The organism is Aeromonas sp. s1(2024) (genome assembly GCF_040908005.1).
Taxonomy (GTDB): domain Bacteria; phylum Pseudomonadota; class Gammaproteobacteria; order Enterobacterales; family Aeromonadaceae; genus Aeromonas; species Aeromonas caviae.
This window is the reverse complement of record NZ_JBFOCW010000043.1, coordinates 45,250-68,963: the sequence shown is the minus strand read 5'-3', so window position 1 is coordinate 68,963 and position 23,714 is coordinate 45,250. Positions and strand designations below refer to the sequence as shown.

The window sequence follows — 23,714 nt, the reverse complement described above, 5'->3', positions numbered from 1 at the left end:
TGTTATTCTTTTAACTCCTTGAGCCTGGCGCTCAGTGGCGACGGGCATAGGCCTTGAGCAGGCTGGGCACATCCAGAATGAGGGCGATGCCGCCGTCGCTGGTAATCGTGGCGCCGGCCATGCCGGGGGTACCTTGCAGCAGGTTGTCCAGGGGCTTTATCACCACCTCTTCCTGACCGATGAGGTTGTCTACCACGAAGCCCACCTGCTGGGTCCCTATCTGGACGATGACCACGTGACCCTGGTCCTGGCGGGCCGTCTTGCCGGCACCGCGTACCAGCCACTTGTGCAGGTAGAACAGCGGAATCGCCTTGTCACGGACGATGATGGTGAGCTGGCCATCCACCACGTTGGCCTTTTTCAGATCCAGGTGGAAAATTTCATTCACGCAACCGAGGGGCAGGGCGAAGGTCTGCTGACCCACCTCCACCATCAGGGTCGGCAGAATGGCCAGGGTCAGGGGAACCTTGATCTCGAGACGGGTGCCCTTGCCCCAGGTGGAATCGATGTGTACCGAGCCATTGAGGCTGACGATGCTGGTCTTCACCACGTCCATGCCCACTCCACGGCCTGAGATGTCGGAGATCTCCGACTTGGTGGAGAAGCCGGGGGCGAAGATCAGGTTGTAGGCATCGTTGTCGCTCATGCGCGCCGCGCTGTCAGCATCGAGCACGCCACGGCTGATGGCGATGGACTTGAGCTTCTCCGGGTCCATCCCTGCGCCGTCATCCTCGATGCAGAGCAGAATGTGGTCCCCTTGCTGGGAGGCGCTCAGGGTGATGGTGCCCTGACGGGGCTTGCCCGCCTTCTCGCGCACGTCCGGCATCTCGACGCCATGGTCGCAGGAGTTGCGCACCAGGTGAACCAGGGGGTCGGCCAGGGCCTCCACCAGGTTCTTGTCCAGATCCGTGTCCTCACCCACCATCACCAGCTCGATCTCCTTCTTGAGGGTACGAGCCAGATCGCGCACCACGCGCGGGAAGCGGCCGAATACTTTCTTGATAGGCTGCATGCGGGTCTTCATGACCGCGCCCTGCAGATCGGCGGTCACGACGTCGAGGTTCGCGACAGCCTTGGACATCTCTTCGTCATTGCTGGCGATGCCGAGGCTCACCAGGCGGTTTCTCACCAGCACCAGTTCGCCCACCATGTTCATGATGACGTCCAGGGTCTTGGTATCCACCCGCACCGTGGTATCGCTCTGTACCGCGCTGCTCTCGGCGGGAGCGGCCTGCTTGGCAGGGGCGGCCCTGGCTGGCGCTGGGGGCTCTGCCGGCGCGGGTTTGGCGGCCACTGGCGCCTTGGGCGGCGTCACCGGGGCTGCGGGGGTAGCGGGTGCCGGGGCCTTGGGTTCGGGAGCGGGCGCAGGAGCAGGTGCCAGACTGTGCTGGGGCGCCTGGCCACGGCCGTGCAGTTCATCCAGCAGGCGCTCGAACTCATCGTCGTCGATGAGCTCGTCCACCTCTTTCTGGACCGACTGCAGGGGGGCCAGATCGGGGGCACCACCGTGCTGGCCCTGACCATGGAGCTGGTCGAGCAGAGCCTCGAATTCGTCGTCTGTGATGTCACCTGACCCGCTCAGCACGGGGGCGGCAGAGACCGTCGGCGCTTTGCCGACACCGTGCAGCTCATCGAGCAGGCGTTCAAATTCGTCGGCGGAGATCTCGTCGATGGAGCCACCGCCATTGACGGCGACAGGCGCCACCTCGGCGATGACCTCGGGTTCTGGTGCGGGTTCGGGCTCAGGCTCGGGTTCTGGCTGGGCCGCCACGCTGGCGGTACGCAGCTGCTCCTGCCCTTCCGGCTTGCACAGCTCGTGCAGATCGTGCAGCAGATCGGGAGAAGCGGGGCTTATCTCTTCGCGGTTCTGGACCTGGGCAAACATGACGTTGATGGCATCCAGCGCCTGCAAGATGACATCCATCAGCTCGGCACTGAGGGTCCGCTTGCCGTTGCGCAACATGTCGAACAGGTTCTCGGCACCGTGACAGACATCCACCAGTTCGGTGAGGGAGAGGAAGCCCGCTCCCCCCTTGACGGTGTGGAAGCCGCGGAAGATGGCGTTCAACAGGTTCTTGTCATCGGGCCGCTTTTCCAAGTCGACCAGTTGTTCAGACAACTGTTCCAATATTTCTGATGCTTCGACCAAAAAGTCTTGCAGTATGTCTTCATCAACTTCGAAGGCCATGCGTCACTCCATTAGAATCCCAGGCTAGACAGCAGATCGTCCACATCATCTTGACCATTGACCACATCTGAGCGGGTCTGCGGGTTCATGATGGGGCCTTCCGCTTCGATGCCGCTCACTGGCAGGCTACGTGCCGAATTGTCGCTAACGCCCTCACCGAACATGGTCAGCATCTCTATCAACTTCGTTTCAACTTCCTGCACCAGTTTGATCACCTTGCGGATCATCTGACCGGTCAGGTCCTGGAAATCCTGAGCCATCAGAATTTCCGTCAGCAGTTGTCGTAACTTATCGGCATCCGTCTCAGAAGCCTTAATAAAATCATTCAGTTGATGGCACAGCGCCTTGAATTGACCCAGCTCGAGATCCCGGCTCATCAGGGCATTCCAGTTGGGCATGACCAGCTGAATGTTGTCGTTGAGTCGATCGGCGATGGGAAGGCTTGCCTCGACCGCATCCATGGTGCGATTGGCCGCCTTGTCCGTCATGTCGATGACATAGCTCAGACGCTCCCGGGCATCCGGGATCTCATGGGTGGCCAGGTCGGGGATCCTGGGATCCAGGCGAAAATCCTGCAATGAGTTGTGCAATTGGCGGGTCAGCTGCCCCACCTTGTCAAACAGGGCCGCCGCATTGGGGGCACACACATCGGCGAGGATGGTATCGGCCTGTTCAAACTCTTCCCGCTCCAGGTGGGCAACCAGCATCCTTGCCTGGTCAAGCGAGATCATGGCACTCGTTTTGGCCTTCATCCCTGCCGCTCCTTAGCCGATACGTTCAAAGATTTTGTCGAGCTTCTCTTTGAGGGTGGCAGCGGTGAACGGCTTGACGATATAGCCATTGACCCCGGCCTGGGCGGCTTCGATGATCTGCTCGCGTTTGGCTTCGGCAGTCACCATCAGAACCGGCAGGTGCTTGAGCTTGTCGTCGAGGCGAATCGCCTTGAGCAGGTCGATGCCCTGCATGCCAGGCATGTTCCAGTCGGTGACCACGAACTGGAAGTCGCCATTTTTCAGCATCGGCAACGCCGTGTTGCCATCGTCTGCTTCATGGGTATTGTTGTATCCCAGGTCACGCAGCAAGTTCTTGATAATCCGGCGCATCGTTGAAAAGTCATCGACGATGAGGATTTTCATGTTCTTGTCCAAAGTTCCTCCTAAATAGCCGCCAAGACGGCTCACTTACATGATGCAGATCGCAGGTTTTATGGTGCGGATTATGCCTTAGAGTTGTGCTCCAGTGTAGCCAGTACAACCACTTATAAATTCCAATCTCGCAAACGGGCGCGCAGCCTGTGCATGGCCTGACTATGAATCTGGCTCACGCGAGACTCACTCACACTCAATACTTCACCGATCTCGCGCAGATTCAGCTCTTCATCGTAATAAAGGGACAGCACCAGCGCCTCCCGCTCCGGCAGGCGGGCGATGTGCTCCGCCAGGGCCCCCTGGAAGCGCTCGGCCGCCAGATCGTCGAATCCTCCCTGACCGTTGCCTTCATCGGGATGACCGATGACATCCTCGCTGACGCCCAGATCCTCGATGCCGATGATCTTGCCGCAGGAGACATCCTGCAGCATGGCATGGTACTCCCCGAGGGACACCCCCATATTGGCGGCCACCTCGGTGTCTCTGGCATCCCGGCCATGGGCCTGCTCCACGTTCTCGATCGCTTCTGCGATGGCACGGCTGTTGCGGTGCACCGAGCGGGGCACCCAGTCTCCGCGGCGGATCTCGTCGAGCATGGCACCACGGATGCGGATGCCGGCATAGGTTTCAAAGCTGGCGCCCTTGCTGCCGTCAAAGTTGCGGGAAGCTTCGAGCAGCCCAATCATACCTGCCTGGATCAGGTCATCCAGCAAGACACTGCTTGGCAGGCGAGCCAATAAATGCTGGGCAATCCGCTTGACCAGCGGAGCGTGTCGCTCGACCAGCACGTAGGAATCCTGATGACGCAAGTATGCTTGGGCTTTATTCACGGGAGTCTTCCTGTGTTATGACCGGCTTTTGCAACAAGTTTTCCAGGAAAAATTCGAGGTGGCCGCCCGGCTGATTCGGGATGGGCCAGCTCGCCGCCTTGTTCGCCAGGGCACGAAATGCCAGGGCGGCAGGGGATTTTGGAAACGCTTCAACTATCAGTTTCTGCTTGCGCACTGCGGCCCGCAGGTTGGTGTCGTAAGGCACGCAGGCCACCAGTTCCAGGGAGGTATCCAGGAAGCGGTCGGTGACCCGGGTCAGCTTGGCGAACAGCTCCTGCCCCTCGCGCAGGGAGCGGACCATGTTGGCCACCACCTTGAAGCGGAATACACCGTGATCCTTGGAGAGGATCTTGATGAGCGCGTAGGCATCCGTGATGGAGGTGGGTTCATCGCACACCACCACCATGATGTCCTGGGCGGCACGGGTGAAACTCAGCACCATGTCGGAGATCCCCGCCGCCGTGTCCACCAGCAACACGTCCACCTGGGTCTTCATCTCGCTGAAGGCGCGGATGAGCTCGGCATGTTGTACCGGGGAGAGCTCGACCATGGACTGAGTGCCCGAGGTGGCTGGCACTATCATCATGCCGTAGGGCCCCTCGACGATGATGTCGTCCAGGGTGCATTCCCCCGCCAGCACATGGGAGAGGTTGCGATGCACCCTCAGCCCCAGCATGACGTCGACGTTGGCCAGACCAAGGTCGGCGTCCAGCACCAACACCCGCTTGCCCTGGGCGGCCATGGCTCCCGCCACGTTCAGGGTCACGTTGGTCTTGCCGACGCCCCCCTTGCCTCCGGACACGGCGATCACTTTCACTCGATTGTTTTGACGCATTTTGCGCAGACCACTCGCCTGATCCATATACATGTTACTCATAAAACTCCGAATCTTCGGATTCGCCAAAACCCGATCCCCAGAAATAGGGATCTTCTGCTTCCCGTTCCAGCGACCCCATGGCGGCACCGACCAGCAGCGCCGCGTTGGCAACTTGAATATCTTCCGGCACCCGTTGCCCGTCGGTGATGTAACTGATGGGCAGGGCGTTTTGAATGCACACGTTGATCACTTCACCCAGATTCAGGCTCTCGTCGAGCTTGGTCAGAATGCAGCCGGAGAGCGGAATGCGCCGGAAGTGATCCACCGCCTCCTGCATCACACGTCGCTGGGAGGTGGCCGACATGACCAGATAACTGCGGATACGCACCTTGGCATTCTTCACCAGGGTGTCGAGCTGTTCAGTCAGGCGGATATCCCGCTGACCCACCCCGGCGGTGTCGATGAGCACCAGCCGGCGATGGCGGAACTGATAGAGGGCACTGGCCAGCTCTTCGGCGTCCCGCACCTGCCGCACCGGGCAACCCATGATGCGACCATAGGTCTGCAGCTGTTCGTGGGCACCGATCCGGTAGTTGTCCGTGGTAATGAGCGCCACCTGCTCGGCGCCATACTTCATGGCAAAGCGGGCCGCCAGCTTGGCGATGGTGGTGGTCTTGCCCACCCCGGTCGGTCCGAGCAGGGCCACCGCCCCCCCCTGACGCAGGATCTCGTCCTCGCTGATCTTGAGCTGGGCCGTCAGCACCTCGGCCAACTGGGCCATGGCCTGATGGATCGGCATGTCTTCGGGGATGAGGCCCGCCAGCTGATCGGCGAAGGCGTCGTCGAACCCCATCTTCTTGAGTTCCTTGATGAGCAGGGCGCGCATGGGTTCGCGGCGCTCCACCTCCTGCCACATCAGGCCGGAGATCTGGTGCTCCAGCAGCTTGCGGATGCTGGCCATCTCCTTGCGCATCCCCTCCATCTCCTGATCCCGCTGGGCGGACTGGGCCTGGCGCGGGGCGGCGCCAGGACGGGCCTTGGGCTTGGCGGGCTCGGGAGCGGCGCCCCACTGGCCCTGTTCGGCCAGGGTTCTGGGAGCACTGGCCGCGCCCGCCAGTCCGGCGGACTGGGTGCCGGCAGTGCCATTGGCGGGCCAGGAGGCCGAGGCTGGCTGACCGTTGCCCGCTCCGCTGCCAGACCATGATCCCGGTGCGCCATTGCCACCCGCCGGGTTGGCCGGATTGAGCTTCTGCTGGCGTGCCAGCAGGGCCGCCAGGGTATCGGCGTAGTATTCGTTCTGTTCCTTGGGTGGCGCCGACCTCGTCATCTGCTTGCCCGCAGACGAGATATTGACGCTCTCTTCATTCAACTGACGGCGAACCGGCGCGTCTTTGGGCCCCGGTACCTGGGATTGATAATCGACGGCCGCGACTATCTCCACCCCACCGGTGACCTTTTTGTTGGACATGATGACGGCATCGGGTCCGAGAGTCTCCTTGACCTCGGCCAGCGCCGTGCGCATGTCTTTGGCAAAAAACCGCTTAATCTTCACCCGTCATCTCCGCTAACTAGCCCTGTCCCACCGCACTGACGATGCGGATCTGCTTGTCGTCAGGCACTTCCTGATAGGACAGCACGCGTAATCCAGGAATGGCATTCTTGACAAATTTCGCCAGGGTATTGCGCAATATCCCCGATGTCAGAAGCACGGCCGGCTGGCCTTCCAGTTCTTGTCGTTGAGTGGCTTCCACCAGGGAGCGTTGCATCCGCTCCGCCAGTCCCGGTTCGATACCGGCGCCATCTCCCCCACCTGCTTGCAGGGATTGATGCAATATACGTTCCAGTTCTGGTGACAAGGTGATCACCGGCAGCTCGGGCTCGGGGCCGGCAATCTCCTGCACAATCAATCTGCGCAGGGCTATCCGGCAGGCTGCGGTCAGCACTTCCGGGTCCGGGCTGCGGGGCGCATATTCCACGAGGGTCTGCAGGATAGTGCGCATATCGCGAATTGGCACGCCTTCATTGAGCAAATTCTGCAATACCTTCACCAGGTTGCCCATGCTGATCACCTCGGGAACCAGTCCTTCCACCAGCTTGCTCTGATGCTTCCCTATCATGTCGAGCAGTTGTTGCACCTCGTCATGACCCAGCAGCAGCGCCGCATGGTTGGAGAGGATCTGGCTCAGGTGGGTAGCCACCACGGTGGCCGCATCGACCACGGTGTAGCCAAGGGTCTGGGCCTGGGAGACCTGCTCCTTGGCGACCCAGACCGCCTCCAGCCCGAACGCCGGGTCCTGGGTGGCGATACCGTGGATCTGGCCGAACACCTGCCCCGGGTTGATGGCCATCTCCTTGTCGTGATAGACGGTGGCTTCCCCCGTGCTCACGCCCATCAGGGTGATGCGGTACTGGTTGGGGGCAAGATCCAGGTTGTCGCGAATGTGGACGGCAGGCACCAGAAAGCCCAGCTCCTGGGAGAGCTTCTTGCGCACCCCCTTGATCCGGTTGAGCAGCTCTCCCCCCTGGTTCTTGTCCACCAGAGGTATCAGCTGATAACCCACCTCCAGGCCGATGATGTCCACCGGCATGACGTCGTCCCAGCTGAGATCCTTCTGCTCCACCGGGGCATCCCCCTGGGCCGGCATGAGTTCGCCGCTCGCCGCCTTCGCCTTGTTCTGCTTCTCGCGGCGCAGCAGCCACCAGGCGCCCGCCGCCGCCACCGCCCCCAGGCTCAGGAAAGCCAGGTGCGGCATGCCGGGTACGCTGCCCATCATCAGCAGGATGCCGGCGGAGATCACCAGCGCCTTGGGATTTTCGAACAGTTGGCCGAGTACCGCTGTCCCCATGTCCTGGTCGGTATTCTGACGGGTAACGATGATGGCCGCGGCAATGGAGAGCAGGAGCGAGGGGATCTGGGCGACCAGACCGTCACCGATGGCGAGCAGGGTATAGACCTGGGCCGCTTCGCCGAAGGTGAGCTGGTGCTGCATCATGCCGATGATGAAGCCGCCGATGATGTTGATGAAGAGGATCATGATGCCGGCGATGGCATCCCCCTTCACGAATTTGGAGGCACCGTCCATGGAGCCGTAGAAGTCCGCTTCCTGAGTCACGTCCTGACGGCGCTTCTTGGCCTCTTCCTGGTTGATGAGACCGGCGTTCAGGTCCGCATCGATGGCCATCTGCTTGCCGGGCATGGCGTCAAGGGTGAAGCGGGCGCTCACCTCGGAGATCCGGCCCGCACCCTTGGTGACCACCACGAAGTTGATGATCACCAGGATCATGAAGACGATGATGCCCACGGCATAGTTGCCGCCGATCACCACGTTGCCGAACGCCTCGATCACATGGCCTGCCGCCGCGCTGCCGTTGTGGCCTTCCAGCAACACCACCCGGGTGGAGGCGACGTTGAGGGCGAGCCGCAGCAGAGTGGCGATCAGCAAGACGGTGGGGAAGGCGGCAAATTCCAGGGGGCGGCGGGTATAGACCGCCACCAGCAGCACCACGATGGAGAGGGCGATGTTGAAGGAAAAGAGGATATCCAGCATCAGGGGCGGAATGGGGAGTACCACCATCCCCAGAGAGGCCAATACCAGCAGCGGCGTCCCTACCCCTCTGCTGAGCAGCCACTTGTACTCTTTGAAACGGCCCAGTCCCGCTTTGAATCCCATCGTGCATCTCAATGATAAACTGCCAATAGCGGATTAAAGCAAATATCAAGCCAAGGATTCAATGCATTGATCTATATGGTTTTTATTTTAACGCTGTCAGAAGTCCGTCGTTGGCGTCACGGGGAATGGTGACAGGGGGGAAGCTGCCTTCACCAAGCCGGCCAAAGGCCAGCCCAGGCCATGGGGCGAGGCGCCGCGCCTCGACAGGGAGATTGCGGCCTTGTTTGCGACACAAGGGAGAGAACCCGGGATCAGGCTGCCACCACTGCGTTATTTGCGAAACTCGGGGGGAATGGGCAGATCCTTGGCGATGGGGGTCGGGCGCCGGCCGCGGCCACGGCGGAACTTCTTGAGCTGATAGACATAGGCCAGCACCTGGGCGACGGCGGCGAAGAGCCCCTCCGGGATCTCCTGGCCAATCTCGGTGGCGTGGTAAAGGGCCCGGGTGAGCGGCGGAGAGGACATGACGGGGATGTCGTATTCGCGCCCGATCTCCCGGATCTTCATCGCCACCTCGTCGACCCCCTTGGCCAGTACCTTGGGCGCAGCCCCCGGCTTGCCCGCATCGTATTTGAGCGCCACCGAGTAGTGGGTCGGGTTGGTGATGATCACATCGGCCTTGGGGACATCCCCCATCATGCGGCGCATGGCCATCTGCATCTGCAACTGGCGTATCCGCCCCTTGACCTCGGGCTTGCCTTCGCTGTCCTTGAACTCGTCCTTGATCTCCTGCTTGGTCATCTTGAGCTGGCGATTGTGGTTCCAGCTCTGGAACGGCACATCGATGGCGACAATGGGGATCAGGGCGCAGCAGAGGATGATCAGCATCCAGAGCAGCAGGTCCAGGGCATCGACGATGCCGCCGGGAAAGCCCTCAAGAGAGAGATTCAGCAGATGGTTGAACTGGCTCGACAGCATCCACCAGGCGAACAGACTAATAAACACCACTTTTGCGATGGATTTGACAAGTTCCACCAGAGATTGCACCCCAAACATCCTTTTGATGCCGCTCAGGGGGCTCAGCTTGCTCCACTTGGGCAGCATGGCCTCGGAGGAGAAGTTCATCCCGCCGAGCAGGGTGTTGCCGACGAAGGCGGCGATGATCACCAGCATGAACAGCAGCCCCAGAGGCTGGATCAGCTCCCCCAGCAGGGCGGGCACCATGGCCCCCATGGCATTGGGGTCGAACGCCTGATCCCGGTCCAGGGTAAAGCCCATGGTGAGCACCTTGATCATGGCCCCTGCCAGACTCTCCTTGATCATCAGGAGGCCGAACACGGTCGCCAGCAGGACGCTGGCGGTACCCAGCTCCTTGGAGCGTGCAATCTGCCCTTTTTCCCGGGCCTGTTGCAGTCGTTTGCCCGTGGGTTGTTCTGTGCGTTCCTGATCGGTATCAGCCATGCTGGCCTCCTGCCGGCATCAGCCGACTGGCGGCCTGCCAGAGTGGCGGCAAAAGGGCCGCAACCGGGAGGGCCTCAGTCATGCTGGCCCCCGAAGCACTGGACGTTGATGAGCTCGCAGCTGGTCTCCTGCACCCGCTCCCAGAGCGCGTCGAAGTGTCCCATGAAGCCACCGATGGTGAGCCAGAGGATGAACAGGCCCGACATCATGCTCACCGCAAAGCCGATGCTGAAGATGTTGAGCTGGGGGGCCGCACGGGTCATCACCCCGAACGCGAAGTTGATCAGCAGCAGGGCGATGATGGCCGAAAGCGCCATCACCAGAGAAGCCTGATACATGACCCCGAGAAAGCTCACCAGGCTGCGGATGGCAGGCAGGGTGAGCCCGCTGTCAGATACCGGCAGGGTTTCGAAACTCAGCACCACCATGCGCAGCATCAGCAGGTGGCCGTCCACCGCGAGAAACACCAGGGTCGCCAGCATCAGGTAGAACTGGCCCACCACGGGAGCCGACTGGCCGTTCATGGGATCCACCAGGGTGGCAAAGCCCAGGCTGGTCTGCATGGCGATGACCTGACCCGCCATCACGAAGGTCTCCAGCAGGAACTGGGTCATGAGGCCGAGCGCGATGCCGATGAGCAGTTGCTGCCCCAGCACCAGGAAGCTGCCGAGGGAGAAGAGCTCGATCTTCGGCATCGGGGGCAGCAGGGGGGCGATGATGAGGGTGATCGCCAGCGCCAGGCCGATACGGATATGGGCGGGGGCGAGCCGGCTGCCGAAGACCGCCATCACCATCAGGAGACTGCTCACCCGGGCCAGGGGCCAGAGGATGGAGGAGAGCCACTCCATGATGAGCGCCGTGGTGTAGGTCATGACAGCAACACTCCCGGCAGGAACAGGCCAACGGGAGGACGCAGGCCACGGTCTGCCTCGGCCAGAGCAAAAGAGTGGCCCTTGGCTGGCATCAGCCCACCACCTCGGGGATCTGGCTCACCATCAGCTGGAAGAAGTCCATCAGACTCTGCAATCCCCAGTGAGCCCCCGCCCCCAAGGCCAGCAGGGTGACCACCAGACGGGGCAGGAAGCTCAAGGTCTGTTCGTTGATGGAGGTGGCGGCCTGGAAGATGGCGACCACCAACCCCACCATCAGGCTCGGCAGGATCACGGCGCACACCATGATGGTCACCAGCCAAAGCGCCTCGCGAAAGACGTCGACGAAGGTTTCAGGACTCATTGCTCGCTCCTTGTGATGGGTTTGCCCAGGGCCGCATCCTTCTGACCTCCTCTTTTGAGAGAAAGAGAGGCCTCGCGCCCTCCCCGAGTGAAGGGGAGAGCCGGGGGGAAGGTCTGCCCTCCCCTAACCACCCGAGCCCAGCCCGAAGCTGGTGGCCAGGGAGCCCAGAATGAGGTTCCAGCCATCCACCATGACGAACAGCATCAGCTTGAACGGCAGGGAGACCAGCATGGGGGAGAGCATCATCATCCCCATGGCCATCAGGATACTGGCGACCACCAGATCGATGACCAGGAAGGGCAGAAACAACATGAAGCCTATCTGGAAGGCGGTCTTGAGCTCGCTGGTGACAAAGGCCGGGATCAGCACCCGTAGCGGCACGTCCGCAGGCTCGGCCACCTGCACGTTCGCTATCTCCATGAAAGTATTGAGATCCTTGACCCGGGTCTGGGCCAGCATGAACTGGTGAATGGGCAGCTCCGCCTTCTCCAGGGCCTCCTTGGCCCCGATGGTCTCGGCCAGATAGGGCTGCAACGCCTCGTTGTTGATGCGATCCAGCACTGGCGACATGATGAAAAACGACATGAAGAGGGCGATGCCGATCAGCACCTGGTTGGAGGGGCTCTGCTGCAGACCGATGGCCTGGCGCAGGATGCCGAGCACCACGATGATCCGGGTGAAGGAGGTCATCATGATCACCATGGCCGGCAGGAAGGAGAGCGCGGTCATCAGCGCCAGCACCTGCAGGGTCAGGCTGTACTCCTGACTGCCATCCGCCATGGTCTTGACGGTGAGTGCAGACATGCCGTCCTGGGCCATCGCCAGGGGCGAGAGCACCAGGGAGAGCAGTGCCAGCCACCGGGTCCAGTTAACGTTTTTCATGCTTGCCCATCAGTTTGCCCAGTTGCTCGGAGAACGCCTGAGGCTGGCTCTCGTCCAGCGGCTCTTCCAGGCGATAGAGGAAGTTGACCTGCTGCGGCGTCACCCCGACCAGCAGCTGCTGGCCGCCCACCTTGACCACCATCAGCTTCTCCTTGTAGCCAAGGGGCAGGGTGGCGATGACCTTCATCTGGCCCCCTCCCATCACCTGGGAAAGCTTGCTCTTCTTGAGCAGGAAGCCCAGCACCAGGATGAGGCCGATCACCATCAGGCTGGAGAGCAGCCAGGAGGTGAGGCTGGGGGGATTGGCCCCTACCCCCGGGTTGGCCAGGGCAGGCAGGGAAAACAGCCACAACGGGAGCACACGGATCATTTGAGCTTCTTGATCCTTTCAATCTGGCTGATGACGTCGGTAAGGCGGATACCGAACTTGTCGTTCACCACCACCACCTCGCCGTGGGCGATCAGGGTGCCGTTGACCAGCACGTCCAGGGGTTCACCCGCCACCCGATCCAGCTCCACCACCGAGCCCTGGTTCAGTTGCAGCAGGTTGCGAATGCTGATCTGGCTGCGGCCCACTTCCATGGCGATGGTCACCGGGATGTCCAGAATGGTGTCCAGCTTGCGCCGCTCTTCGGCGCTGATGGGGGCTTCGTCCTTCAACTCCTCCAGGGGGGCAGGCTTGGCTTCGGCCGTGACCTGCTCCTCCAGTGCGGCCGCCCAGGCGTCAGCCATCAAATCCTGCTCGTCATCGGTTCCGCTCATCTTCAATTCCTCAGTGTTGCAACACCTCCCCGGGGGGAGGATCAATCAGGGTGTTTGTCAGAGATGCTTCGCTCGAGCTCTTCCAGCTCGGCTTCGCCATCAATGCGCACGCCCCCGCGGGTCACCAGATGCATCTCTGTCTTGACCCCGTCAGGGCGCTTGATTTTGTCGGTGATCTTGAGCGCCACGTTCTCCTTGGTGCGCCCCATCTTGGCGTGGAAGGTGGGCAGATCCTCCACAAAGACCAGCAGGTTCTCCGGCATCTCCACCGGGATGATGTCCCCGGGTCTGAGCTCCATCAGCTCACGCAAGGAGAGCTCGGTCTCCAGCAGCTTGGCCTTGAGCTCCACCTTGACGTCCATGATCTCGTCGCGCAGGGCCTTGCTCCAGCGCACGTCGGTATCCCCCTTGTCGCTCTGCACCCCCGCATCCAGCAGTTCGCGGATGGGTTCCAGCATGGAGTAGGGCATGGCCACGTGGAAGTCACCGCCACCGCCGTCCAGCTCGATGTGGAAGGAGCTCACCACGATCACCTCGGTGGGGCTGACGATGTTCGCCATGGCCGGGTTCACTTCGGAGTCGAGGTATTCAAAGCCCACGTCCATCACCGGCGCCCAGGCATCCTTGTAGTCCTCGAACACCAGCTTGAGCAGCATCTGGATGATGCGCCGCTCGGTGGGGGTGAACTCCCGCCCCTCGATCTTGGCGTGGTAGCGGCCATCACCGCCAAAGAAGTTCTCCACCAGGATGAAGACGAGCCGCGCCTCCATGGTGATGAGCGCCGTCCCCTTGAGGGGGCGGAAACGCACCATGTTCAGGCTGGTGGGCACGAACAGGGTGTGGACATATTCGCCGAACTTGAGCATCTGCACGCCATTGATGGAGACCTCGGCGGTGCGTCGCATCATGTTGAACAGGCTGATGCGCATGTGGCGGGCAAACCGTTCGTTCACCAGCTCCAGGGTCGGCATGCGGCCGCGGACGATGCGGTCCTGGGAGGAGAAGTCGAACTGGGCGATACCGGGATCCCCGGCTGATCCCAGCTCCTCCTCCTCGACATCGTCGACGCCGTGCAGCAGGGCATCAATCTCGTCCTGACTTAACAGATCGCTCACGCTTCACCTTTCATTGCATGACAAAGCCGGTAAACAGCACTTGTTCGATTACGGGAGAAGAGACCAGGTCGTTCAGCACCCGGCGGCACTCTTCCAGCGAATCCTGACGCAGCTTCTCCTTGCCCTCGAAGGTCATCAGCTGTTCGGCGGTCGCCGAGCTGAAGACCCGCAGCAAGGTGCCTTCGATCAGGGGAATGTTCTGTTTGGCCAGGGTTTCGTCGGCGGTGCCACGCACCATCAGCTGGATCTTGATCTGCACCAGCCGATCCCGCTGGCCTCCCGCCACGTTGAACACGAAGGGACGGGGCATGCCCACATAGAGCGAGGGCTGGGGCGTGTTCGCCTCCGGCTTGGCCTCGCTTTTTTCGGCCGCGGGCTCATCCCCACCGGCGAGCATGAACCAGGCGCCGGCGCCACCCCCACCAAGGAGCACGACGGCCAGGGCGACTATCATGATCAGCTTCTTTTTCTTGCCTGCCGCCGGATCCTTCAGCGTCAGTTCGTTATCGTCTGCCATCCCTTGTCCACCCTAGTCTCAAACTTGTTCGGTATCATAAACTTACTTAAGAATGCATCAAGCATAGAAATCGATTCCGGCATCGTTTGCCGATTCCACCAGCAGCGTGAGGTTGCGAGCGCTCCCCTCGGCCTCTCTGCCATCGCTGCCGCCACCATTTCCCCCCTGTCGCCCCTGGTCACCGAAACCGGACTGACCCTGGGAGGATGACTGCCCCTGCTGCTGGAAGGCTTGCTGCTGCGCCTGTTGTTGCACCACGGTCTGGCCGAGCTGGATCCCCTGCCCTGCCAGCATGTCGCGCAGGCGCGGCATGGCCTGCTCCAGCATCTCACGGGTCTGGCCATGCTGCACCACGAAGTGCACGCTGGCCTGGCTGGAGGCATCCATCTGGATTTGGATCTTCATCTTGCCAAGCCCCAGGGGGTCTAGCTGGATCTCCGCCTGTTGCAGCTTGTCCGCCAGCATCAAGTTCACCTTGTGGTGCAGCTGCTCGGGGGCCTCAGGGGTCGCCAGCTTGAGGTGGGGCAGGCTCTGGGGCTCCCGTCTGACGGTCGCCTCGGCCAGCGGTCGGTTCTCGCCGACCTGGCTCTGTGCCTGATGCAAAGGCTGGCTCCCCTCGGCGGGTTCACTGCCCTTGACCTCCATCCCCGACTGTTTTCCCAGCTCATCGAGCCGGGACTTGTCCACCGCGGGCTTCACCGACACGGCAGCGCCGGCCACCACCACGGGGGCGCTCTCCATCTGGTCCAGGCCCGCCGAGAGGGCCGTCAGGGGGGCCTGTGCCCCCTGGGATTCGTGACGGGCCAGGATCTGCGGCGCCACCTGCACGGGGGCCGGGTCCTCCGTCGTCACGGGCTGGCTGCTCCCTGCATTCACCGCAGGCTCGGCCCCTGCACGGGCTCCCTGCCCGCTCGCGGCCTCAGCCTGTCTGGCCTCACCGGCGACAGGGGCGTCCTTCTCTGCCCCTGCCGCAGTGGCTGGCGGGGCGGACTCCGGTGTGGCCACAGGGGCCGGCCCCTGCGCCACCGTCCGGATCACGCCATCGCCATAGGCGCTGGTGGCACGGGAAGCGGTTGCCCCCTGTCCGGCCGACGTCAGGGGATTGGCCACCTGTGCCTCTTGCGATGAGTCAGCCCGGGTGACAGTGGGAGCCAGGGCGTTTTCTCCTGCCACCACTTTGGCGAGCAGGGCAGCACGCTCCTGACCCGAGAGAGGGGGCTCGACCCCCTTGGCATCCGGCTCCGCTCCCTTCCCTGCCATGGGCTGGCGGGTCGCTCCGCCCTGGTCGGCCACGGCAGCGTCATCGGCCAAGGGGGGCTCTTCCGCCCCCAGCGGCAGAGCCCCCTGACCGCTCGGCACGGCGCTGGCGCCTTGGGCCGCACCGGGGATGGCTTTCGTTTTGTTCCCTTCATGCTGACGCTCTGGCGCCATCTGCGGCAGGGAGGCGCTCCCCTCTGCCGCCTCCACGCTCTCTGCCAACCCCACGTCCTCTGCCATTCCCACCCCCTCTGCCATCCCAGGCGCAGCGGCGCCAGGCGGCAAGGGGTTGCCGTCCACAGGCGCCGCCGCCTCACCGGCCATGGCGGGCGATGTCGGGGGCACCACCAGGCTCACATCCTGGCGCAGGGAGGCTTGCAACTGTTGCAGGAAGTCGTCGGGAGGCAGCTCGCCCTCGTCGTCCGCCCCCTTCAAGGAAGACGCAGACTCGGTGGCGGGCTCGTCAGACGCCAAAGATTTGGCAGCCGGAGCAAGCCCCTCCCGGGCGCCCTCGGCGGGGCCCTGGAGCGGTGGGTTGCCCTGACTGGCTGGCGCCTTGCCCATCAGCTGGGCCATGGCCATGGCTTGCGAGAAGGCGGCCTTGCCCTCGCCTGACGGCTGCACGCCCCCTTCGCCCCCAATGGTGGGAGCCAGCAGGGTGGCGCTGCCATCGGCAGAAGGCGCCTGGGGGAGAGTGCTAATCAAGGGGGTCTGTATCATGCTGGGAGCCCTGACGACGATTCGGTGACGGCCGCACGTGCGGTCATGGCTTGGCCCATCGGCCTCGCATGACCGGAAGAAAGCAAATTACAGGCCAGATTGGTGATAACGACGCAGGATGGCGTAGTCATCCAGCATCTTCTGCTCCTGGCGCTGGGCCTTCTGGCGCACCTTGTCCGCCTTCTTCTCCAGCAGCAGCTCGACCGCCTTGCGCCGCTGCTGGGCTTCGAGCCACTGGGTGCGGCACTCGGCCAGTGCTTCGCGCACCTGCAACACCCCTTGGTACTGCTGGGTCGCCGCGTTTTCGAGCTTGTTGATGAAGGCGTGATACTGGCTGTTCTGCTGGGGGCTGATCCCCTGCAGACCGCGCTCCGTCCACTGCTGGTGGTAGATCTGGCGATACTGGTTGAGGGCGTTTTGCTGATCCATGAACAGCTTGAGATCCTGCTGGGCCTTGGCCAGCGCCATGGCGGCCTGCTGTTCGGCCTCCTCCAGCCGACTCGCCAGCAACGTCAATCCTTTACTCATAAGGGCTCTCCACCGGTCAACGCATCAGGGGCATGGCCACCAGTTGCAGGGATTGCAGGCCTTCATCGTAGTGAATGACCTCGCGCATTTTCTGCTGCAAGAACTGATCCAGATAGGGTTTCTGGATGATGGCCCGGTCGATGCGCGGATCCGATCCCTGGCTGTAGGCGCCGATAGTGATGAGATCCCGGTTCTGCTGGTAGAGGGAGTAGAACTGCTTGAAGGTGCGCGCCAGCTCCATGTGCTCCGGTGAGGTCACCATGGGCATGACCCGGCTGATGGATTTTTCGATGTCGATGGCCGGATAGTGGCCCGCATCCGCCAGCTCCCGCGCCAGCACGATGTGACCATCGAGGATGGCCCGGGCCGCGTCGGCGATGGGATCCTGCAGATCGTCCCCCTCCGTCAGCACGGTGAAAAAGGCGGTGATGGAGCCCTGGCCGTCGCTGCCGTTGCCGGCCCGCTCCACCAGCGCCGGCAATTTGGCAAACACCGAGGGGGGATAGCCCTTGGTGGCCGGCGGCTCCCCCACCGCCAGTGCAATTTCCCGCTGGGCCTGGGCGTAGCGGGTGAGGGAGTCCATCAGCAGCAGCACGTTGAGCCCCTGCTCGCGGAAATACTCGGCGATGGCGAGCGCCGTCTCGCACCCCTTGAGGCGCATCAGCGGCGAGGCATCGGCAGGGGCGGCCACCACCACGGCGCGCTCGCGCCCCTCGGCGCCGAGGATCTCCTCGATGAACTCCTTCACCTCCCGGCCCCGCTCGCCGATGAGGCCCACCACGACGACATCTGCCACCGAGCCCCGGGTCATCATGCCAAGCAGCACGGATTTGCCGACACCGGAGCCGGCGAACAGCCCCATGCGCTGACCCCGGCCCACGGTGAGCACGGCATTGATGGCCCGTACCCCCACGTCCATGGGTTGATGGATGGGGCGACGGGCCAGGGGATTGATGCGGTGCTGGGCGAACTGCACCGTCTGGGACGAGATGATGGGACCGAGCCCGTCCAGGGGCTGGCCGATGCCATCGATGACCCGGCCAAGCAGACTCATGCCCACCGGAATGCCGTGATCTTCGGTGACGGGCACCACCCGGGCGCCGGGAATGACCCCCTTGAGCTGCTCGCTCGGCATCAAGAACAGGCGATCCCCGGCAAACCCCACCACCTCGGCCTCCAGGGCCCCATCCTGGGTATCGATGCGGCACAGGGAGCCGATGGCGGCGCGGCAGCCAATGGCTTCCAGGGTCAGCCCCACCACCCGGGTGAGCTTGCCTGCCACCGGTGGTATGGGGGCCTGCTCGCGAACCCGGTAGCCTTTAAGCCGCTCAAGAAGGGGTGCCGTCATGTCGCCTCCGACGATGAGTGCCTGATGATGCCGTCAGCAGGGCGCTGCACGACGGGTTCGAACCGGGCCATGGCTCAGCTCGCGTTGTCACGCAGGAAATTGCGCAGCAGCTGATCGATGCGCCCGGAGAGGGTGAGATCAATGCTGGAAAGCTCGGTGGCCAGTTGCAGATCGCCGGGGGAGAAGGTGGGCTCGCTTTGCAGCCGCCAGTGGCGCCTGGCGCACTCCTCGGCGCCAAAGGCGGCCTCTACCCGGATCACATCCTCCGGGTGCAGCATCAGGGTGACCCCCTGCTCGGCGGCAGGGAGCAGGGCCAACCCCTGCTTGAGGGCCTCCAGCAGCAGCGTGGGGGAGGTTTGCGCCTCATGGCGGATGAGGGCGCGGGCGAGCTGTTGCACCAGGGCGATGAGCTGCTGCTCCACCGCCTCGTCCATCTCGCCAAGGGGAGTGGCCAGGCGTGAGACCAGGGCTTGCCAGCGGGCTATCTCCAGCTCCACCTGCTCCCGCCCCATGGCGAGTCCCTCTTCCCTGCCCTGCTCCAGCCCGGCCTGGTGGCCCTGCTGCAAGCCTTCGAGCTTGCCCTCTTCCAGCCCCTTGGCAAAACCGGCCTCGCGCCCATCGCGCATCCCCTCTTCCCAGGCGGCCTGACGAATCGCCTCCACCTCTTCGGCGGTGATGCTGGGGGCGGGCTCTTCGGGTTGTTCTTCCGGCAGGGCCGCATCGGCCTGCTCCTGACGATACCAGTCAGGGGCCAGCCCCAGGGCATTGGTCTCGACCTCGGCTTCGGTCTCCATCTCTGGCCAGCCCCAGGTCTCAATCTGCGCCGTGTCGGACTCGGGCCTCAGATAGCCGCGCAGTTTGCTGTTCTTGTCATTCATGTGCCGAAGAGACTCCTATCGAGGGCCGGGTACAGGGGCCGACATCATCGCACATTCCATGGCCCATGGCTTAGAGGAACTCTTCGCCACCACCCGCTCCCAACATGATCTCGCCCGCATCCGCCAGGCGGCGCGCCGTGGAGAGGATCTCCTTCTGGGCGGCCTCCACCTCGGAGACCCGGATCGGCCCCATGGCCTCGAGGTCATCCGCCAGCATCTCGGCGGCCCGCTTGGACATGTTCTTGAATACTTTTTCCCGCATCTGGTCGTCCGACCCCTTGAGGGCCCGTTGCAGCAGATCCCCGGGCACTTCCCGCAACAGGGTCTGGATGCCCCGATCGTCCACGTCGATGAGGTTTTCGAACACGAACATCAGATCCTGGATCTGCTGGCTCATCTCCTCGTCCGACTCGCGGATGGAGTCCATCAGCTGCCCTTCGATGTTGGTGTCCAGGTAGTTCATGATGTTGGCCGCCGCCTTCAGGCCGCCCATCTTGGCCGCCTGGGCACCGGCCGCACCGGCGAACTGTTTCTCCATGATGTCGTTGAGCTCCTGCAGCGCCGCCGGTTGTACCTCTTCGAGGTTGGCGATGCGCATCACCAGATCCAGGCGCACCTGCTCCGGGAACTGGCTCAGGATCTCGGCGGACTGCTCCGGCTCCAGATAGGAGAGGACGATGGTCTGGATCTGCGGGTGCTCGTTCTGGATGATGCTGGCCACCTGGCGGGCATCCATCCACTTGAGGGAGTCGAGGCCACGGGCGCCTGAGCCCAGGATGATCTGATCCACCAGGTTGCTGGCCTTGTCCTCCCCGAGCGCCGCCACCAGAGCCTTGCGCACGAAGTCTTCACTGCCGATGCCGATATTGGTGTACTTCTGGATGTCGTCGATAAATTGACGATGCACCGCCGCCACCCGATCGTGGCTGAAATCCGACATGGAGGCCATGGACATGCCGAGCCGCTGCACCTGCTTGGGCTCGAGGTGGCGGAAGATCTGGGCCGCGTCCTCCTCGTTGAGGCTCAGCATCAGCACCGCCGCCATCTCCATGCCGCCCATCTGATCCAGGATCAGGCGCTGGCTTTCGGTGATGTCGTTGCCGGTGACCTGGCTTTTATTCTCTTCAGGCATCTTTGGTTACCCATTCTTTGATGACCTGGGCGGCCAGGTCAGGTTCGTTCGCTACCAGGGCGCGCACGGCCTTGAGCAGATCCTCGTCACGGTGCAGGTCAGGCAGCTTGAGCTGACCATCCCGCAGACCGAATACCGGTTCGGCCTCGGCCTGGGCGGCCAGCAGGCTCAGTTCGTCGTCGCCACCCAGCACGGTGTGGTTGTCGAAGTCCAGCTCCCCTTCCGGCTTGGCGTCCGGGTAGAGCAGGCGCTTGAGCATGGGCCGCACCACGGTGACGATGAGCACTATGATGACCAGCACGGAGGCGGCGATGCGCACCGCGCGCCAGAACCAGGGCTGCTCGTAGAGAGGAATGTCGGCAACGGTCTCGAGTTCCGGGCGGTTGAACGGAATGGCGACCACCTCCAGGGTATCCCCCCGGGTCACGTCAAAGCCCAGACCGCCGCTCAGCAGACGGCGCAGGGTATCGAGTTCGGCCTGGCTGCGGGCTTCCCGGGTCACGGCACCGTCGGCGCCGGGGATGGCCTTGTAATCCACCGCCACCGACACCGTCATGCGGCGAATGCCGCCCTGCTGGCGCCGGATGTGGCTGACGGTGGTGTCCAGTTCGAAGTTGCGGGTCGCTTCCTTGCGGGAACGGCCGGAAGAGGCGGTTCCTTCCCCGCCGGCAGCCTGCTCGGGAATGTTGGACGCGGCGGGCGGCTGGTTGGAGAGGGCGCCGGGCACCCCGCCGTTGCTGCCGCTGGCGCTGTTCTCTTCCATGGTCATTTCGGAGCGCACCGCCGGCAGGTCCGGGTTGTAGGTCTTGCGGGTCTGTTCCTGCTGGGAGAAGTCGAGGGAGAGATCCACCTCCGCCGTATAGTTGTCGGCCCCCAGCACCGGGATCAGGATGGCGTCAATTTTTTGTTTGTATTCGAGCTCCTGCTTCTGCTGCATCGCAAACTCCTTGCGGGTCTGGGCAGAGAGGGGATCCTGGGAGCCGGAGTTGAGCAGGCGACCGTTCTGGTCGGTCACGGTGACGCGGGTCGGCTCCAGACCGTGAACGGCGGAGGCGACCATGTCGACGATGGAGTCCACCTCACCCTGGCCCAGGGCGTTGCCCTTGAGGCTCAGGACCACGGTGGCGCTGGGCTTGCGTTCGTTGCGGGCGAACACGTTGTCTTTCGGGATGGCCAGCAGCACCTGGGCCTTGGCGACGTTCTGGAACTGCTCAATGGCGCTCGCCAGCTGGCGCTCGCGGCTCAGTTTCAGGCGCTCGCTCTCCATGCGCTGGCTGACGCCGAAGCTGGAGTCCTTGAGCAGGATAGCTTCGCCGTCGTTGCTGGCGTCGCTGTTGTTGGCCAGACCGGCGCGGGTCAGGCGCAACCGGATGTCCGCATAGTTTTCGGCACTGACCAGCACGCTCTTGCCATCCACCTGATAGGGGATCTTCTGCTGATCCAGGTAATCCAGGGTGGAGACCAGCTCCTGGGTGGTGAAGGTGCCGAGGGGACGCATCTCCGGCTCCTTGCCCCACAAGAGGATGAAGACGGCGATGGCTAGGCAGATGGTCAGCCCCAGGATCAGGGTGATCTGGCGCAACACATCGGTGTTGGACAGGAAGCCCAGCGCCGAGCTCTTCTGCTCGTGCTCGTCGAGGGCGGCCGCCCCCTCGTTGTTGATCAGCAGATCGCCGTTTTGATCAGTTGCCACGGTTTATGTCCTTGTTGCTGACATCTTCATGATGCTCGGTCGCCATGGGCCCGAGTTACACCGGCATGTTCATGATGGTCTTGTAGGCATCGACCATCTTGTTGCGCACCTGCACCGTCGCCTCGAAGGCGATGGAGGATTTCTGGCCGGCGATCATCACCTGGGAGAGATCCACCGACTTGTCGCCGAGATCGAAGCGGGTACGCAGATCGTTGGCGGTGCCCTGCAACTCGTTGACGTTGTCCAGGGCCTGTTGCAGCATCTGGCCGAAATCCGAGCTGACCGGACGACCGGGCTGGGTCAACGGCGTGGCACCGGCTTCCACCTTGAGGGCCTGCATCTCTTGCATCAGGCTGCTTGCGCTAATTTCCATCTTCCCTTCCCAGACAAATCATTGACACTGACTGGCTTGAAGCAATAAAGGTGCCAACCAGAGCGAGATCTCGAGATCAGGGATAAAAGCGGGGCGCGATCAGGCCGGCGGGCACCGGCCATCCGGGGATCAGGTCGCAGATCCGGGGGGATCGCCCAGCCGCCGCCGCAGGTAGATGCTCTGCTTGTCCCACTCCCGGCGCTGGGCAACCATCCGATCCTGCTCGGCCTCATGGGTCATCTTGCTCTCCTGGTCGCCGGACTCTGTGCGGCGCCCATGAAAAAGAGGGCCCAAGGCCCTCTTTTTACTGCAAACCCCGACAAGTAAACAGGGTGCATCTCTAGCCATCCATGAAAGACCGGGTCAGATTGGCAGGGGTTACTTGTTCAGGTCATCATCCAGCCAGTACTTGGAGCCCGAGATGTTGGCGTCCAGCAACAGCCCCTTCTCGCCAATCTGATAGATGGCCATGCCGCCATTGTATTTGGCGGTGAGCTCGGCGCTCTCCTTGCCCGCCACGGCGCCCACCTCGGAGGTAGCTTCCCACCCCTTGCTGACGAAGGCATCGAACCTCGCCTTGTCTTCGAACAGGATCACCTGCTGGTAGAACTTGCCGCCGATCCCGGCCGCGAGACCGGCACCGAACATCTTCATGTAGGTGTGCTTGCCACTGGTGCGATTGACGGCCACCCCGGCCCCCTGATTGGTATGGATCATCAGGGAGAACTTGCGCGAGTCGAACACCGCATAGCCATAAGCCTTGTCAAACAGCAACTTGGCCGAGGGCTGCTCGTTGAACAGCCGCACCAGGGCGGTATCGGCCATGGTATCGAGGGCGGTTCTCGCCTCCTCCGGGGTCTTGGGCTCGAGCATGGTGTCGAGCTTCTTGTCGGCGGCGGTCAGCCACTCCTTGCCGGTGGCCGCGCTCTCTGCCGTCCAGGCCCCCGCCTTGTTGTAGGCCTCGGCCCCCCAGCTGGACACCGACTCCCAGGTCTCCTTGGAGAAATCGGTGATCCCCTTCCACGCCTCCTTGCTGGTATCGCTCACCGCGGTACCGAGTTCGGAGGCGGCCTCCTTCAGCTTTGCCCAGTCGGCCAGACCGGGGGTTGAGGCCAGCGCCAGTGCCGTGGCTATCACCAGGAATCGAATCTTCATTGTTTCCACCCTCTGTGATGAGTCGAAGGTCACAGTAGCAGATCTGGCGCCTGCCCGTTAAGGGCA

23 protein-coding genes are annotated in these 23,714 nt (G+C 62.8%); all 23 read right to left on the bottom strand.

What is annotated here, in order from left to right:
• Nucleotides 1-31 precede the first annotated feature (31 nt).
• Entirely contained in the window at nt 32-2,188 is a 2,157-nt protein-coding gene (locus AB5Y70_RS10130; RefSeq protein WP_049637253.1) for a chemotaxis protein CheA, read from the bottom strand.
• Between the two features lie 11 nt (nt 2,189-2,199).
• Nucleotides 2,200-2,940 carry a protein phosphatase CheZ gene (locus tag AB5Y70_RS10125; RefSeq protein ID WP_041212633.1) on the bottom strand — a complete coding sequence of 247 codons (741 nt, stop codon included), beginning with the start codon at nt 2,938-2,940 and terminating at the stop codon, nt 2,200-2,202.
• 12 nt (nt 2,941-2,952) lie between these two features.
• Complete coding sequence (gene cheY, locus AB5Y70_RS10120) at nt 2,953-3,336, bottom strand: chemotaxis response regulator CheY (protein WP_010673934.1); 384 nt, start codon at nt 3,334-3,336, stop codon at nt 2,953-2,955.
• Between the two features lie 110 nt (nt 3,337-3,446).
• Nucleotides 3,447-4,166, bottom strand: a complete 720-nt coding sequence (locus AB5Y70_RS10115; RefSeq protein ID WP_029314170.1) for an RNA polymerase sigma factor FliA — start codon at nt 4,164-4,166, stop codon at nt 3,447-3,449.
• Nucleotides 4,159-5,034 (bottom strand): MinD/ParA family protein, encoded by an 876-nt coding sequence (locus tag AB5Y70_RS10110; RefSeq protein ID WP_010673932.1) that lies wholly within the window; start codon nt 5,032-5,034, stop codon nt 4,159-4,161. The genes AB5Y70_RS10115 and AB5Y70_RS10110 overlap by 8 nt, the downstream gene beginning before the upstream one ends.
• Nucleotide 5,035: 1 nt before the next feature.
• Complete coding sequence (gene flhF / locus AB5Y70_RS10105) at nt 5,036-6,535, bottom strand: flagellar biosynthesis protein FlhF (RefSeq protein WP_268426262.1); 1,500 nt, start codon at nt 6,533-6,535, stop codon at nt 5,036-5,038.
• Between the two features lie 16 nt (nt 6,536-6,551).
• Nucleotides 6,552-8,654 carry a flagellar biosynthesis protein FlhA gene (gene flhA, locus AB5Y70_RS10100; RefSeq protein WP_010673930.1) on the bottom strand — a complete coding sequence of 701 codons (2,103 nt, stop codon included), beginning with the start codon at nt 8,652-8,654 and terminating at the stop codon, nt 6,552-6,554.
• A 270-nt stretch (nt 8,655-8,924) separates the two neighbouring features.
• Nucleotides 8,925-10,055: a flagellar biosynthesis protein FlhB gene (gene flhB / locus AB5Y70_RS10095; protein WP_041212629.1), complete on the bottom strand. Its 1,131-nt coding sequence runs from the start codon at nt 10,053-10,055 to the stop codon at nt 8,925-8,927.
• Between the two features lie 74 nt (nt 10,056-10,129).
• The gene (gene fliR, locus AB5Y70_RS10090) at nt 10,130-10,927 is read right to left on the bottom strand and encodes a flagellar biosynthetic protein FliR (RefSeq protein WP_010673928.1); all 798 of its coding nucleotides are present in this window, start codon (nt 10,925-10,927) and stop codon (nt 10,130-10,132) included.
• A 91-nt stretch (nt 10,928-11,018) separates the two neighbouring features.
• On the bottom strand, nt 11,019-11,288 hold the full coding sequence (gene fliQ / locus AB5Y70_RS10085; protein ID WP_010673927.1) for a flagellar biosynthesis protein FliQ: 270 nt from the start codon (nt 11,286-11,288) through the stop codon (nt 11,019-11,021).
• Nucleotides 11,289-11,411: 123 nt separating this feature from the next.
• Complete coding sequence (gene fliP / locus AB5Y70_RS10080; protein WP_010673926.1) at nt 11,412-12,170, bottom strand: flagellar type III secretion system pore protein FliP; 759 nt, start codon at nt 12,168-12,170, stop codon at nt 11,412-11,414.
• On the bottom strand, nt 12,157-12,540 hold the full coding sequence (gene fliO, locus AB5Y70_RS10075) for a flagellar biosynthetic protein FliO (RefSeq protein ID WP_010673925.1): 384 nt from the start codon (nt 12,538-12,540) through the stop codon (nt 12,157-12,159). Before fliO ends, fliP begins: the two co-directional genes overlap by 14 nt.
• A complete protein-coding gene (gene fliN / locus AB5Y70_RS10070) occupies nt 12,537-12,932 on the bottom strand; it encodes a flagellar motor switch protein FliN (protein WP_010673924.1) in 396 nt (131 codons plus the stop codon). Before fliN ends, fliO begins: the two co-directional genes overlap by 4 nt.
• Before the next feature lie 41 nt (nt 12,933-12,973).
• Nucleotides 12,974-14,047, bottom strand: a complete 1,074-nt coding sequence (fliM, locus tag AB5Y70_RS10065; protein WP_041212627.1) for a flagellar motor switch protein FliM — start codon at nt 14,045-14,047, stop codon at nt 12,974-12,976.
• Nucleotides 14,048-14,057: 10 nt separating this feature from the next.
• The gene (gene fliL, locus AB5Y70_RS10060; RefSeq protein ID WP_010673922.1) at nt 14,058-14,564 is read right to left on the bottom strand and encodes a flagellar basal body-associated protein FliL; all 507 of its coding nucleotides are present in this window, start codon (nt 14,562-14,564) and stop codon (nt 14,058-14,060) included.
• Nucleotides 14,565-14,621: 57 nt separating this feature from the next.
• The gene (locus AB5Y70_RS10055) at nt 14,622-16,526 is read right to left on the bottom strand and encodes a flagellar hook-length control protein FliK (protein WP_368175994.1); all 1,905 of its coding nucleotides are present in this window, start codon (nt 16,524-16,526) and stop codon (nt 14,622-14,624) included.
• Between the two features lie 102 nt (nt 16,527-16,628).
• Nucleotides 16,629-17,069 (bottom strand): flagellar export protein FliJ, encoded by a 441-nt coding sequence (fliJ, locus tag AB5Y70_RS10050; protein WP_039039911.1) that lies wholly within the window; start codon nt 17,067-17,069, stop codon nt 16,629-16,631.
• A gap of 16 nt (nt 17,070-17,085) precedes the next feature.
• Nucleotides 17,086-18,417, bottom strand: a complete 1,332-nt coding sequence (gene fliI / locus AB5Y70_RS10045) for a flagellar protein export ATPase FliI (RefSeq protein WP_319861540.1) — start codon at nt 18,415-18,417, stop codon at nt 17,086-17,088.
• A gap of 74 nt (nt 18,418-18,491) precedes the next feature.
• Nucleotides 18,492-19,295: a flagellar assembly protein FliH gene (gene fliH / locus AB5Y70_RS10040; protein ID WP_139736710.1), complete on the bottom strand. Its 804-nt coding sequence runs from the start codon at nt 19,293-19,295 to the stop codon at nt 18,492-18,494.
• Between the two features lie 70 nt (nt 19,296-19,365).
• Nucleotides 19,366-20,427: a flagellar motor switch protein FliG gene (fliG, locus tag AB5Y70_RS10035; RefSeq protein ID WP_010673917.1), complete on the bottom strand. Its 1,062-nt coding sequence runs from the start codon at nt 20,425-20,427 to the stop codon at nt 19,366-19,368.
• Nucleotides 20,420-22,120, bottom strand: coding sequence for a flagellar basal-body MS-ring/collar protein FliF (fliF, locus tag AB5Y70_RS10030; protein WP_041212623.1), 1,701 nt, complete (start codon nt 22,118-22,120; stop codon nt 20,420-20,422). Before fliF ends, fliG begins: the two co-directional genes overlap by 8 nt.
• A 55-nt stretch (nt 22,121-22,175) precedes the next feature.
• On the bottom strand, nt 22,176-22,493 hold the full coding sequence (fliE, locus tag AB5Y70_RS10025; RefSeq protein WP_029314161.1) for a flagellar hook-basal body complex protein FliE: 318 nt from the start codon (nt 22,491-22,493) through the stop codon (nt 22,176-22,178).
• 378 nt (nt 22,494-22,871) lie between these two features.
• A complete protein-coding gene (locus AB5Y70_RS10020; RefSeq protein ID WP_041212621.1) occupies nt 22,872-23,648 on the bottom strand; it encodes a lipoprotein in 777 nt (258 codons plus the stop codon).
• Nucleotides 23,649-23,714: the final 66 nt, after the last annotated feature.